This is a genomic window from Nocardia sp. NPDC051787 (assembly GCF_040681325.1).
GTDB lineage: Bacteria > Actinomycetota > Actinomycetes > Mycobacteriales > Mycobacteriaceae > Nocardia.
The window spans coordinates 135,788-149,351 of the sequence record NZ_JBFAYO010000018.1; the positions used below are offsets into that span (position 1 = coordinate 135,788).

The 13,564-nt window shown below is 68.8% G+C and carries 12 protein-coding genes and 2 pseudogenes; 11 read left to right on the forward strand and 3 right to left on the reverse strand.

Annotation, left to right across the window (positions count from 1 at the left end; genetic code table 11):
* Positions 1 to 105: 105 nt before the first annotated feature.
* Positions 106 to 2,487: a Tex family protein gene (locus AB0M45_RS20715; RefSeq protein WP_364331441.1), complete on the forward strand. Its 2,382-nt coding sequence runs from the start codon at positions 106 to 108 to the stop codon at positions 2,485 to 2,487.
* A gap of 27 nt (positions 2,488 to 2,514) precedes the next feature.
* A complete protein-coding gene (locus AB0M45_RS20720) occupies positions 2,515 to 3,453 on the forward strand; it encodes a hypothetical protein (RefSeq protein WP_364331325.1) in 939 nt (312 codons plus the stop codon).
* A gap of 159 nt (positions 3,454 to 3,612) precedes the next feature.
* Here AB0M45_RS20720 and AB0M45_RS20725 read toward each other — a convergent pair.
* Positions 3,613 to 4,490: pseudogene (locus AB0M45_RS20725) on the reverse strand (sigma-70 family RNA polymerase sigma factor).
* Positions 4,491 to 4,855: 365 nt separating this feature from the next.
* On the opposite strand from AB0M45_RS20725, the gene rplS reads away from it, so the two are divergent.
* From rplS to AB0M45_RS20765, 8 genes are all read left to right on the forward strand, one after another.
* A complete protein-coding gene (gene rplS / locus AB0M45_RS20730) occupies positions 4,856 to 5,197 on the forward strand; it encodes a 50S ribosomal protein L19 (RefSeq protein ID WP_040780792.1) in 342 nt (113 codons plus the stop codon).
* 98 nt (positions 5,198 to 5,295) lie between these two features.
* Entirely contained in the window at positions 5,296 to 6,057 is a 762-nt protein-coding gene (lepB, locus tag AB0M45_RS20735) for a signal peptidase I (RefSeq protein WP_364331444.1), read from the forward strand.
* A gap of 48 nt (positions 6,058 to 6,105) precedes the next feature.
* A complete protein-coding gene (locus AB0M45_RS20740) occupies positions 6,106 to 6,891 on the forward strand; it encodes a ribonuclease HII (protein ID WP_364331447.1) in 786 nt (261 codons plus the stop codon).
* Positions 6,892 to 6,937: 46 nt separating this feature from the next.
* Complete coding sequence (locus AB0M45_RS20745) at positions 6,938 to 7,243, forward strand: DUF2469 domain-containing protein (RefSeq protein WP_011210678.1); 306 nt, start codon at positions 6,938 to 6,940, stop codon at positions 7,241 to 7,243.
* 101 nt (positions 7,244 to 7,344) lie between these two features.
* A complete protein-coding gene (locus AB0M45_RS20750) occupies positions 7,345 to 7,701 on the forward strand; it encodes a YraN family protein (protein ID WP_364331329.1) in 357 nt (118 codons plus the stop codon).
* Positions 7,702 to 9,210 carry a YifB family Mg chelatase-like AAA ATPase gene (locus tag AB0M45_RS20755; protein WP_364331332.1) on the forward strand — a complete coding sequence of 503 codons (1,509 nt, stop codon included), beginning with the start codon at positions 7,702 to 7,704 and terminating at the stop codon, positions 9,208 to 9,210.
* The gene (gene dprA, locus AB0M45_RS20760) at positions 9,207 to 10,424 is read left to right on the forward strand and encodes a DNA-processing protein DprA (protein WP_364331335.1); all 1,218 of its coding nucleotides are present in this window, start codon (positions 9,207 to 9,209) and stop codon (positions 10,422 to 10,424) included. Before AB0M45_RS20755 ends, dprA begins: the two co-directional genes overlap by 4 nt.
* 196 nt (positions 10,425 to 10,620) lie before the next feature.
* Positions 10,621 to 11,544, forward strand: coding sequence for a tyrosine recombinase XerC (locus AB0M45_RS20765; RefSeq protein ID WP_364331337.1), 924 nt, complete (start codon positions 10,621 to 10,623; stop codon positions 11,542 to 11,544).
* A 132-nt stretch (positions 11,545 to 11,676) separates the two neighbouring features.
* Here AB0M45_RS20765 and AB0M45_RS20770 read toward each other — a convergent pair.
* Positions 11,677 to 11,973: pseudogene (locus AB0M45_RS20770) on the reverse strand (GNAT family N-acetyltransferase); the annotation flags it as partial.
* Positions 11,974 to 12,243: 270 nt separating this feature from the next.
* On the opposite strand from AB0M45_RS20770, the gene AB0M45_RS20775 reads away from it, so the two are divergent.
* On the forward strand, positions 12,244 to 12,807 hold the full coding sequence (locus AB0M45_RS20775; protein WP_364331450.1) for an FHA domain-containing protein: 564 nt from the start codon (positions 12,244 to 12,246) through the stop codon (positions 12,805 to 12,807).
* Between the two features lie 50 nt (positions 12,808 to 12,857).
* Here the strand turns inward: AB0M45_RS20775 and AB0M45_RS20780 are convergent, their stop codons facing one another.
* Entirely contained in the window at positions 12,858 to 13,520 is a 663-nt protein-coding gene (locus AB0M45_RS20780; protein WP_364331453.1) for a serine protease, read from the reverse strand.
* Positions 13,521 to 13,564: the final 44 nt, after the last annotated feature.

The following is a 13,564-nucleotide window of genomic DNA, read 5'->3' on the forward strand; positions in this document are numbered from 1 at the left end:
GGCGGGGGAGCGAGGCGGGACAGCCTGCAGACTCGGAGAGGCGGAACAGCTAGTGTCTCGGGCGTGACGACAGCGCCCGAGACTGCCAGTGCAGAGTCCAACACGATGGTTCCTCCCGTGCCGCCGCGTTCCGACAACGCGAGCACAGCCAGCGTGACCCGTCGCATCGCCGAGGAACTCGCGGTGCGCGAGACCCAGGTGCGCGCCGCCGTCGAGCTGCTCGACGCGGGCTCGACGGTGCCGTTCATCGCGCGGTACCGCAAGGAGGTCACCGGCGGTCTGGACGACGCCCAGCTGCGCCAGCTCGACGAGCGCCTGCACTACCTGCGCGAACTCGACGAGCGCCGGGCCGCGATCATCGAATCGATCCGCGGCCAGGGCAAACTCGATGACGCGCTGCACCAGCAGATCCTGCTCGCCGAGACCAAAGCCCGGCTCGAGGACATCTACCTGCCCTACAAGCCGAAGCGGCGCACCAAGGCGCAGATCGCGCGCGAGGCGGGGCACGAGCCGGTGGCCGACGCGCTGATCAACGACCCGGAGACCGATCCGGCGCAGTACAGCGCCGAGCAGCTCGACGGAGCCCGCGCCATCCTGGTCGAGCGCTTCGCCGAGGACGCCGACCTGGTCGGCGAACTGCGCGAGCTGATGTGGAATCGCGGGCAGGTGACCTCGACCGTGCGCGCGGGCAAGGAGGAGTCGGGTGCGAAGTTCGCCGACTACTTCGACTTCAGCGAGCCGTTCGACAAGTTGCCCTCCCATCGCGTCCTCGCGCTGCTGCGCGGCGAGAAGGAGGAGGTGCTCACCCTGCACCTGGAGCCGGACACCGAGGAGCCGGAGCCGGGTCAGCGCACCGTCTACGAGGGCAGCATCGCCGCCCGCTTCGGCATCGCCGACCGGGGCCGCCTCGCCGACTCCTGGCTGCTGGACACCGTGCGCTGGGCGTGGCGCACCAAACTGCAAGTCAGCCTCGGCATCGACACCAGGATGCGGCTGCGCCAGGCCGCCGAGAAGGACGCGGTCGACGTGTTCGCCGCGAACCTGCGCGACCTGCTGCTCGCCGCCCCCGCCGGCACCCGCACGACCATGGGCCTGGACCCCGGCTACCGCACCGGCGTGAAGGTCGCGGTGGTCGACGCCACCGGCAAGGTGGTCGCCACCGAGGTGATCTACCCGCACAAGCCGCAGGGCCAGACCGAGAAGTCGCTCGCGGTGCTCGGCGCGCTGGTCGCCCGGTTCGGTGTCGAGCTCATCGCGATCGGCAACGGCACCGCGTCACGCGAGACCGACGCGCTTGCCGCCGAACTGATCTCGCGCATCCCGGAGAACAAGCCGACGAAGATCGTGGTATCCGAAGCGGGTGCCTCGGTGTACTCCGCGTCGGCCTACGCCTCCCAGGAGCTGCCCGATCTGGATGTCTCGCTGCGCGGCGCGGTGTCGATCGCACGGCGGCTGCAGGACCCGCTGGCCGAACTGGTGAAGATCGATCCGAAGTCCATCGGAGTCGGCCAGTACCAGCACGACGTGTCCGAATCGCTGCTGGCCCGCTCCCTGGGCGCGGTCGTCGAAGACGCGGTGAACGCGGTCGGCGTCGACGTGAACACGGCCTCGGTGCCGCTGCTGTCGCGGGTGTCCGGTATCGCCGGGTCGGTGGCGGAAAGCATTGTCTCCCACCGGGACCAGAACGGCCCGTTCCGCAGCAGGACCGCCCTGCTCGACGTGCCGCGCCTGGGCCCGAAGGCGTTCGAGCAGTGCGCGGGCTTCCTGCGCATCCGCGGCGGTGACGATCCACTGGACACCTCCGCGGTGCACCCCGAGGCGTACCCGGTGGTGCGGCGCATCCTCGAATCGACCGGCCGTGGTATCGCGGAGATCATCGGCAACACCTCGGCGCTGCGTGCGCTGCGCGCCGATGACTTCACCGACGAGCGGTTCGGTGTCCCGACCGTCACCGACATCATTGCGGAGCTGGAGAAGCCGGGCCGCGACCCGCGGCCGGAGTTCAAGACCGCGGAGTTCGCCGCGGGCGTGGAGAAGGTCGCCGACCTGAAGCCCGGCATGGTGCTCGAAGGTGTGGTGACGAACGTGGCCGCGTTCGGCGCGTTCGTCGACGTCGGCGTGCACCAGGACGGTCTGGTGCACGTCTCGGCCATGTCGCACAACTTCGTGAAGGACCCGCGCGAGGTGGTCAAGTCCGGCGACGTGGTCAAAGTTAAGGTGCTCGAGGTGGACGTGGCGCGTCAGCGCATCGGTCTTTCCCTGCGCCTCGACGACGAGCCCGGCGTGCCGGGGAAGGGCGGCGACAAGCAGCGTGGCCAGGGTGGCCGATCCGGCGGCGAGCAGCGGCAGCGGCAGAATGGCCAGAACAGGCAGCAGGGCCAGGGCCGTAGCCAGGGGCAGGGGCGCGGAGGAAACCAGCGCCGCAATGCGCCCCCGCCGAGCGGTGCGATGGCGGACGCGTTGCGCAGGGCGGGCTTCGGCCAGTAGCCCGGTGCACGGCAGGGAGTAGGCGGCATGCGACGGTGGCTCCACGAAGACGTGATCGCCCAAGGGCGGCTGCCGTTGCTGTGCTTCCTCCTCGGATTCATCGTCGGCTTCCTGTTCATCCGGCTCAGCGTCCGGCTGATCCGGGCGCGGGTGCGCTGGTGGCCCGGTAACTTGCGCGCTGGAGACACCCACATCCATCACATGGTGTTCGGGGTGATCTTGGTGCTCATGTCCGGCATCGGCATGGTCACGCTGTATCAGAGCGCGGACATGGCGACGGCGGGCATGCTTGCGGCGGCCTTCGGTGTCGGCGCCGCGCTGGTCCTCGACGAGTTCGCGCTGATCTTCTACCTGCGCGACGTGTATTGGGAGGAACAAGGCCGCACGTCGGTCGACGCGGTGTTCGTCGCGCTGGCGGTGACCGGGTTGCTGCTGCTCGGTTTCCACCCGCTGTGGTTGCTCGACATCAACGACTTCCGGCGCGATCCGAGCATCGAGGTGCGCGCCTTCGTCGTCGTGTTCGCGGTGGTGAACCTGGCGCTGGCCGCGATCGTCATTGCCAAAGGCAAGATCTGGACCGGGCTGTTCGGCATGTTCTTCCTGCCGCTGCTGGTCGTCGGCGCGCTGCGGCTCAGTCGTCCGGGCGCGCCGTGGGCGCGCTGGCGTTACGCCGATCGCAGACGGCTGATGTACCGGGCCATCGTCCGCGAACGGCGATATCGCCGTCCGGTGATCCGTGCCAAGATCTTCGTCCAAGACCTGGTCGCGGGGAAACCGGACGTCGATCACGCTCGCACGGCGGCCGAGGCGGAACTGACCCGCACGGTGGTTCCCGCGCCACCGGCGCCGCACCGCCACCACTCGCTCTGGCATGCCGACCACACCGCGCTGAACTCGCCGAGTCCACCACCCGCGCAGGACGCCATCTCCGGCGAGTCGAATCACCGACGGCCTGGGCAGCCGTAGCGCGCCCGGCTATGGCCAGCCCGGCCTTCCTGCGGGAGGTGCGGCTCGTTCGCTGTGGTCCCGTACGTGTCGCAAGCCTGCCGCGGGTTCCGTCGCCGGTGCTTGCGTGCGGGTGGCGGGTACCTCCGCGGTTCGATCAGCGGCCCCCCGTGACACACGCTACTCCTGTGGTACGGCGGGTAGCGGCAACCGTGCGAGACGGTCGGGATCGGAGAACAGATCGAGGGCGACGATCCGGTCGTCGGCGACGGTGAACGCGATGATCGACCTCGGGACGCCCTCGAACGTATTCAGCAAGCCCGCATGGCCATTGACCAGCGCGGGCGTCGCGTCGTAGGTGGTGGCGAACCGATGGAAGGTGTCCAGCATGTCCGCCACCGCCGTAGCGCTGGTGAGCACGCGCAGTCCGTCCGCGTCGGCGCGGAGCACGACCTCGGGGTCGAGGATGGCGAGCAGCGCGTCGAAATTCCCGCCGCGTGCCGCAGACAGAAACGCATCGACCACCCGGCGCTGCCGGGGCAGATCAGGGGCACCGGGCGGCGTGTGGCCCCGCACGCGGCGGCGGGCGCGACTGGCGAGCATTTTCGTCGCCGCCGGTGATCGGTCCAGGATCGGCGCGATCTGATCGAACGGCAGGGCGAACATGTCGTGCAGGACGAACGCGACTCGCTCGGCCGGGTTCAGCGAGTCCAGCACGACCAGCAGCGCCATGCCGACGGAGTCCGCGAGCACCGCTTGCTGTTCGGGGCCGGAGCCGTCGTCGAGCAGTACGACGGGGTCGGGCAGCCGTGCCTCGAACGATTCCTCTCGGCGTGACTTCCGCCCGCGCAGCGTGTCCAGGCACACCCGGCCGACCGTCGTGGTCAGCCAGCCGCCGAGATTTCGATCGCGGCGGGCTCGGTACGAGCCAGTCGCAGCCATGACTCCTGTACCGCGTCCTCCGCCTCCGTCAGCGAGCCGACCATCCGGTAGGCCACCGCCGTCAGGTGCCCGCGCTGTGCTTCGAACCGCTCGGCCAGATAGTCGTGCTCGTCCACATGTCCTCCTCCGAAGACCTGGGTCTCCCTGCTCGTCTTCGCGGGCCTGAGCCTCACGTCCTGGGCGCTGCGACCAGCGGGCGGTCCGCTGGCACTGTTGCGCCGCCGCGCCGCCTAGGCTTCATCGCGCCCGGGAACGAACGGCTCGCCGTCGTGCATCAGGCCACTCTGGGCGTAGCGTGAAAGAATAATCCAACGCGCTGCGCTCGGGCCCGATTTTTTTCGTGCCGCGCCGGTCTGGCACAATGCTCAGGTTGCCCTGGGCGGTTGTCGACCCGGCGCACCCCCCAATTCGGAGCATGAACCGGCCGAGCACGCGAAGTGCCGCCAGGGTCCTCTGTTCGCGCGAAACCAGAAGGATGGAAATGAACACCCTTGACTTCGTCGACGAAAAGTCGCTGCGCAGCGACGTCCCCGAGTTCCGGCCGGGCGACACGCTGAACGTGCATGTGAAGGTCATCGAAGGCTCGAAGGAGCGCATCCAGGTCTTCAAGGGCGTCGTGATCCGCCGCCAGGGTGGTGGCATCCGCGAGACCTTCACGGTCCGCAAGGTGTCGTTCGGTGTCGGCGTGGAGCGCACCTTCCCGGTGCACAGCCCGAACATCGACCACATCGATGTCGTGACCCGCGGTGACGTCCGCCGCGCCAAGCTCTACTACCTGCGTGAGCTGCGCGGTAAGGCCGCCAAGATCAAGGAAAAGCGCTGAGTTAGCTTTTCGGCACAACGGATTTTCCTCAGCCCGGCATCGAACGTCCATCTCGGTGCCGGGCTAATCTGTTCGGCGTGGCAGACGAAAGTGGGTCGGTGTCGGTGTCCGAATCGGGCGACGAGGGTACGCGGGCAGGTCGCGCGAGGCGCGGGCAGAAGAAGAAGCAGCGGCCGTTCTGGCAGGAATTGCCGATTCTCATCGTGATCGCCGCGGTGATCGCCGCGCTGATGGTCACCTTCGTCGGCAGGCCGTACGTGATTCCGTCCGAGTCGATGGAGACCACGCTGCACGGGTGCGCCGGATGCACCGGTGACCGCATCTACGTGCAGAAGCTCAGCTACTACTGGGGCGATCCGCAGCCGGGTGACGTGGTCGTGTTCGTCGGCCCGCCCTCGTGGAACACCCACTACAAGTCGATCCGTTCGGACAACCCGGCCATTCGTGGCGTGCAGAACTTCTTCTCCTTCTTCGGCCTGGTGCCGCCGGACGAGAACGATCTGGTGAAACGGGTGATCGCGGTCGGCGGCCAGACTGTGCAGTGCTGCGACCCGCAGGGCCGGGTGATCGTGGACGGCAAGCCGCTGGACGAGCCGTACGCCCGCTATCTCGCCCCGTACGTGCCCGGCCAGCCGTACGGCGCCGGTGGCGGTCGCGAGTTCAAGCCCGTGAAGGTGCCCGAGGGACATCTGTGGGTGATGGGCGACAACCGCAACCAGTCCGCCGACTCCCGCGCGCACATCAACGACGAACTGCAGGGCACCATCCCGGTGGAGAACCTCCGGGGCAAGGCGGTGTTCAAGATCTGGCCGCCCGGCCGGATCGGACCGGTGCGCTCGGAGAATCCCCAGACGAACTGACCGTCCGGCACGCAGGATAATTGGATCGTGGGGCAGGGTCGAGTGCCAGTGGGTAACGGTTGGCCGCCGCGCGTGGTCATGCGCAGGGCCGGGGGATTGCGCACGCTCGAGGCGGCGTTGATCCGCAGTGGTCTCGGGCCGGTAGCCGGGGTGGACGAGGCAGGTCGCGGTCCGTGCGCGGGGCCGCTCGTGGTGGCCGCGTGCCTGCTCGCCCCGAAGGCCTACGACAAGCTGGCCGGCCTCGACGATTCCAAGAAGCTCACCGAGGCCACCCGCGAGGAGCTGTACCCGGTGATCACCCGCCTGGCGCTGGCCTACAAGGTCGTCGTCATCCCGGCTTGGGAGATCGACTCGATCGGCATCCACGTGGCGAATATCGAAGGAATGCGCCGCGCCGTCGCCGGGCTCGGCCGGGAGCCCGGCTATGTGCTCACCGACGGGTTCCGGGTGCCCGGCATCCCGGTGCCTTCACTGCCGGTGATCGGCGGCGACGGGTCGGCGGCCTGCATCGCGGCGGCCAGCATCCTGGCGAAGGTCACCCGGGACCGCATGATGGTGAAGCTGGACGAGCGCTTCCCCGGCTACGGGTTCGCGGCGCACAAGGGGTACAACACCCCCGAGCACACGGCCGCGTTGCACCGCCTGGGCCCGAGCAGCGAGCATCGCCGCTCATGGCGCAATGTGCGCGAGGCCGCCGGGTTGCGGCCGGTCGCGATCGACGCCGAAGAAGCGGACGCGGTGCTGGCGGGCGAACTCGACGAGACCCTGTCCGAGCAGTATCAGAACGCGCGTACGGCTGGCCGAGTGGCTACCGACGCCGCGCATGCGCGATGATGTCATCACACGACGCGATGCGGCGAGAAGGAGGACGTCCCACCCGATGAGTGCCGAAGACCTCGAGAAGTACGAAACCGAGATGGAACTCTCGCTGTATCGCGAGTACAAGGACATCGTCGGTCAGTTTTCGTACGTGGTGGAGACCGAGCGCCGCTTCTACCTGGCCAACTCCGTGGAGTTGCGGCCGCAGAACGCCGATGGCGAGGTGTACTTCGAAGTGCGGATGAGCGACGCGTGGGTGTGGGACATGTATCGCCCCGCCCGCTTCGTCAAGCATGTCCGGGTCATCACCTTCAAAGACGTCAACATCGAGGAGCTGGAGAAGCCGGACCTGCGGCTGCCCGAGTGAGCGGCCGGGTGGTTCTCCACAGCGCCGCGGTTATCAACAGACTTTCTGAATGCCCAGGTCGGCGACGCTGACCTGATTCGGGCCCGGCGCACTCTGGCCGGGTGACAGACAAACAGGCGCTCGGCGCGCACGGGGAGGAATTGGCGGCGGCGTTTCTACGCGCCGCCGGGATGGAGATCGTCGCCAGGAATTGGCGGTGCCGCTACGGCGAGCTGGATCTGATCGCCATAGACGGAGACGTGACCGCGTTCGTCGAGGTCAAGACCCGTTCGGGCCTCGGCTATGGCACCCCGGCGGAGTCGGTCACCTTCCTCAAGCAGCAGCGTATCCGGCGCTTGGCCCTGCTGTGGCTGGCCGAGCAGGACGGCCCGTGGCGGCGCATTCGATTCGACGTCGTGTCGGTGCTGGTGGCGCGCGGACGACCACCGGTGATCGATCATCTCGAGGCGGTGTTCTGAATGGCGCTCGGCCGGGCGCATTCCGTCGCGGTCACGGGCGTGGACGGTCTGCTCGTCGAGATCGAGGCCGATATCGGCCAGGGCTTGCCCTCGGTGCACCTGGTCGGGCTGCCCGACACCGCGTTGCAGGAATCCCGCGACCGCGTGCGCTCCGCGGTGGCCAACTCAGGGGAGAAATGGCCGGACGGCCGAGTGGTGCTCGCGCTGTCTCCCGCGACGTTGCCCAAGCTCGGTAGCGTCTACGACCTCGCGCTGGCCGTCGCGGTGCTGGACGCCTCCGACGCGGTCCCCTCCGAGCGGCTCGCGAAGACGGTGCTGCTCGGCGAACTCGCGCTGGACGGGCGGGTGCGGCGGGTACGTGGTGTGCTGCCCGCCGTGCTCGCGGCCCGCAGCGCGGGTTGGTCGACCGTTGTGGTGCCCGCGGTGACCATGGCCGAGGCCGGGCTGGTGGAGGGAATCCAGGTCTTCGGCGCCAGCAGCCTGCGCGGGGTGGTGGCCTGGCTGCGCGGGGAGGGCGCGCTCGCCGAACCGGATGGTGACCTGCCCGATGCGGTGCGCCACGGAGGCGATCTCAGCGAGGTGGTGGGGCAGGACGAAGCGCGCTGGGCGCTGGAGGTGGCCGCGGCGGGCGGGCATCACTTGCTGCTCACCGGCCCACCGGGGATCGGCAAAACGATGCTGGCGCAACGCCTTCCGGGGCTGCTGCCGCCGCTCACGGAGACCGAGGCGCTGGAGGTGACCGCGATCCATTCGATGGCTGGCACGCTCGCCGGCGACCATCCGCTGGTCACCGCGCCACCGTTCGTCGCCCCGCACCATTCGACGTCGGTGACCGCGATGATCGGTGGCGGCTCGGGGACCGCCCGGCCCGGCGCGGTCAGCCGGGCGCACCGCGGCGTGCTGTTCCTCGACGAGTGCGCCGAACTGGGCACGAAGGTGCTCGAGGCGATGCGAACCCCGCTGGAGGAAGGGGAGGTCCGCATCGCGCGGCGCGACGGCGTGGCACGGTATCCCGCACGATTCCAGCTGGTGCTGGCGGCGAACCCCTGTCCGTGCGCTCCGGCACGCGACGTCGACTGCATCTGCACGCCGCTGGCTCGCCGCCGCTATCTCGGGAAGTTGTCGGGGCCGCTGATGGACCGCATCGACATCTGGGTGCGGATGCATGGCCAGTCGGGCGCCGCGTTCAGTACCGATGCAGCCGAGAGCAGTGAGGTGGTTCGCGGTCGGGTCGCCGTCGCCCGGCGCGCGGCGGCCGAGCGCTGGCGCGAATACGGGTGGCTGACCAATGCGGAAGTCCCCGGTCACGTCCTGCGCCAGAAGTTTCGCCTGCCCCGGGAATCCCTCGCTTCCGTCGAGGGGGCTTTGCGTCTCGGTCGCATGTCCGCGCGCGGCGCCGACCGCGCGATCCGGGTCGCGTGGACCATCTGCGACCTGCGCGGCGGAGAAGTGCCGTCAGCGCAGGATGTGCTGGCCGCTCTGAATTTCCGCCGGCGGGGCGCGCAATGAGCGCCGCACCGCCGCGGGAGGGCGGTGCCGCCGAGGCGAACGGCGTGCCTGCGTATCTCTCCGGCCCGGCATCCGGCGATCTCGATGCGCGGCGTTTGGCCTGGGTGTATCTGTCGCGAGTGGTGCAGGGCCCGTGCGCACCGCTGTCGGCGCTGATCGACGCGATCGGGGTGGTGGAGGCGGCGCGCGCCGTGCGGGAGTGCGCGCTGCCCGAGCCGTTGCGCGGACCGACGGCACAGCGGCGCGACATCGACATCGCGGCGCGGGATCTCGAGCTCATCGACCGGATCGGCGGACGAGTGGTGACACCGGATGACCCGGAATGGCCCGCCTGGCGCATGCTCGGTCTCGCACAGCTCGAACCAGGCCGCGACCGCGACGGGGCCGTGCCGCTCGTTCTGTGGGCACGCGGCCCACGATCCCTGCTCGAGTCCACCGAACGCGCCGTGGCGGTGGTCGGCGCGCGGTGCAGCACCGGGTACGGCAACCGGGTGACCAGTGAGATCGCCGGCGATCTCGCCGCGCAAGGATGGACCATCGTGTCCGGTGCGGCATTCGGGATCGACAGCATGGCGCACCGAGCGGCCCTGGCGGTGGATGGCTCGACAATCGCCGTGCTTGCCTGCGGCGTCGATCGGCCGTACCCGGTCCAGCATGAGCGCCTGCTGGCCGATATCGCCGCATCCGGCCTGGTGGTCAGCGAATATCCGCCCGGAGTTACCGCGCACAAGCACCAATTCCTCGCCCGCAATCGCCTGATCGCCGCGCTCGCCGATGGCGTACTGGTGGTGGAGGCGGGGCTGCGCAGCGGCGCCCGCAACACCGTCAGGTGGGCCCGCCGCCTCGGCCGCCCGGCCTTGGCCGTACCCGGCCCGGTGACTTCGGCGGCTTCGGTGGGTTGTCACCGGATGATCCGGGACGGCGAAGCCCTCCTGGTCACCCGTGCCGGAGAAGTCGTCGACGAGGCGGGTCCGCTCCGGCTGTCCCTCCCGGGAGCCACGGGACCGGCCGACAATCCGGAGGACCGTCTCACCGGGGACGAGGCATTGGTCTTCGCCGCGCTGCCGAGAATCGGTTCCCGGTTGCCACTCGAGCTGGCTCAGCAGTGCGGCCTGTCGCTTCCCGTGGTCCGCGCGACCCTCCCAGCCCTCGAATTGGCGGGTCTGGTGGCGGCTGGCGAAAGTGGTTGGCACCGAACGGCCCGCCGCACATGAGCGAGCCGATGCCCGCAACCGGCGCCGCAGCGGTCCATGGCCGAGTCGTGCGGTGGTGTGGGCGATAGCTCAGTGGGAGGGCGGACATCACGCAGTCGTCAAGGGGCACGCTGGACTAGAGCGGAGCGAGGGCAGCCCCTGCGCGCGTTCGGCGCGGTGACTTGCCAACCCTGGGCGCGGTCGCGACGGTGGGTGAATGGAGCAACTGCCCGAGGATTTGGAAGCGCTGTTGGTGGAGTACGGCAGACACCTGCGGCTCGGGCGGAATCGCTCGGAGCACACGGTGCGGGCGTATCTGGGGGATGCGCGCTCGCTGCTGGATCATCTGTATCTGCGGTCGGCCGATTCGGCGATCCGCGAGCTGGACCTGCCGCTGTTGCGGTCGTGGTTGGCGCGGCAGGCGGCCGCGGGCGCCGCGCGGACGACGTTGGCGCGGCGTGCGTCTTCGGCGCGTACCTTCACCGCGTGGCTCACCCGGACCGGGCGGCTGCCCGTCGACCCAGGGCTGCGGTTGGGTTCACCGAAGGCGCATCGCGTGCTCCCGGCCGTGCTCGGACCACAGCAGGCGATCGGCGCCATGGACGCGGCGCGATCCGGTGCGGCCCAGCGCGATCCGATGGCGTTGCGGGATCGGGCGATCGTGGAATTGCTCTACGCCACCGGCATCCGGGTGAGCGAGCTGTGCGGGCTGGATATCGAGGATGTCGACCGCGAACGGCGCGTGGTCCGCGTACTCGGCAAGGGCAACAAGGAGCGATCGGCCCCGTTCGGCGCGCCCGCCGACGAGGCCGTCGGCAACTGGCTGCGCTATGGACGTCCCGCCTTCGCCACCGCCGAGTCCGGTCGCGCGCTGCTGCTCGGCCGCCGCGGCAAGCGTCTCGATCAGCGCCAGGCCAGAACGGTTGTGCACGAGGTGGTCTCGGCTATCCCCGGCGCGCCCGATATGGGCCCGCACGGCCTGCGGCACACCGCCGCGACCCACCTCCTCGAGGGCGGCGCAGACCTGCGTGTGGTCCAGGAACTCCTCGGCCACGCCAGCATGGCCACCACACAGCTCTACACCCATGTCTCCATCGACCGCCTGAGGAAGGCACACGACCAAGCCCACCCACGCGCCTGAGAAGGTGTCGAGAATCTGTGGGCCAGCCGCCAGGCGCGCTATGTACGCGTCGCCAAACGCTTCGCTCGTACATCGCGATCGCAGCCGCGCTGCCGGACTCCACGGAGAGCGCGGCACGCTGCCCCGGCTCGCCGCCATTCGCACGGCCGCCGCCAGCAACTGCGAACCGACTCCCGCCCTGCGCGCGGACGGTACGACGTACAGCCGGACGACCCACGCGCCCGCTGGCGTGCCGAGCGAATCGCGCACGGGTATCGGTGTTTCTCTGCTTGCGTCGAGACCGACGTGTCCGACCACCCTCCCGTCCTGCTCGACGACGTGAGCCGCGACGAGCTTCGACGGAGACAGCCAACCCAGCGGGTCGGCAGGCCGGGTGTCCGGGTATCGGTCCAGGGCAATTTCCCGACCATAGGTCTGTTTTGCGGGCATGCATCCGGGGGACCAGTATTCGTTTCCCTCGTCCTGGCACAAGATCGCGGCGAAGTAGTTGAATTCCGGTGTGGTCGGCGCCGAGAGGGCGCACCCTGGAAGGTGCGAATCAGCGCCCGCAATCCATGACGTACTCCGAGTGGGAAACAGGCGATGTCTACGTCGAGCGGAACACAGGCCCTACATCGCGGACTGTATTCACTGGCAGGTCAGCCCGCGCGGCCGCAGTCGACGCTATCCCAGCCGACCGGGCGGGGAACGTGGCGGGAGATTCCCCTGAATGGTGACACACCGACCGTGACAATCGGGCGGTCGAGTGCGGCCGACATCACCGTGCCAGCCGATGCGACCGTTTCTCGTCTGCACGCCATCATCGAACGAGTCTGCGAATGTTGGGTCATCATCGACGACGGGCTGTCGAAGAACGGGACTTTTGTCAACGGCGAGCGTGTCGGCGGGCGCCGGAAACTCCGCTCCGGCGACCGGATTCGCGTGGGCCGGTCACTGCTTGTTTTCCGAGACGGCGCATCATGCGAAGAGGAAATGACAATCGCTCTTTCCCCGCTGCCGCCGACCAGGAATTCGCTGACCGATGCCCAGTATCTGGTTCTCGAGGCGCTCTGCCATCCGTACGACGCTCGGAACGCGTATTCCTACCCCGCGTCGAACCGTCAAATCGCGCACGATCTGTGCCTGACTGTCTCCACGGTCAAGACGCATATGCGTGCGCTGTTCGAAAAATTCCGCGTCCCGGCCTTGCCGCCGAATCAGAAGCGCTCGTTCTTGGTCGAACGCGCAATCGAAAGCGGCGTGATAGTCGATCATGAGCGGTAACTGCTACGTCTGGACGATCTCGGCAAACGCGTGGCCGGCACGGTGCCCCGCTAGATCGGTCTGAAGCCCGCTCCAGCGTCGCCGCGCGCGTTCGCATCGTTCAGGATGTCTGTGATGTTCACGCCGATCTCCGGACCGAGGCACGGCACGCCCAAGTAGCCGTTGACCATGCCGACCAGTGTTGTTCCGGCTACGACCGGCCCGCCGGAATCGCCCTCCGCGACACATGCCTGCGTCCAGGTCGCATTGCCGTACGTGAACGCGTCGCCGTAGGTCAACCCACAGGTCCGGCCGGTGGTCCGACCTTCTTTGCAGACGATGTCCGGGAATCGGGGAGGTCCGCCCACGCCGGTGATCGTCGTGCCGCCCACCGTGTTCACGGGCGCGACCCTGTCCTGGTCGAACACGATCACCGCGTAGTCCTGAGCGCTGTTGGTGTAGGCGAAGGTGCCGACCACGCCGCCGCCACGGTTGGCTTCGGCCGCGACCGTCGCTCCCGGTTCACCACAGTGTCCGGCGGTGAACCCGACCAGCCGGCCGCCGGAGTCGTGCCCGATCGTGGTGAGGGTGCAGATATTCTGACCGCCGACGACGATGCCGGAGCCGCCGCCGAGCACGGGCACGGCCTCGGCGTGCGCAACACCTGATTGCACCCCGAACAGCGTCGCGACCGATGCGAGTGCCGCGGTAGCGCCCACGAATCTCCTGAACATGGCCATTCGATGATTGAACCGCACTTGTCCATGCTTCACGGATA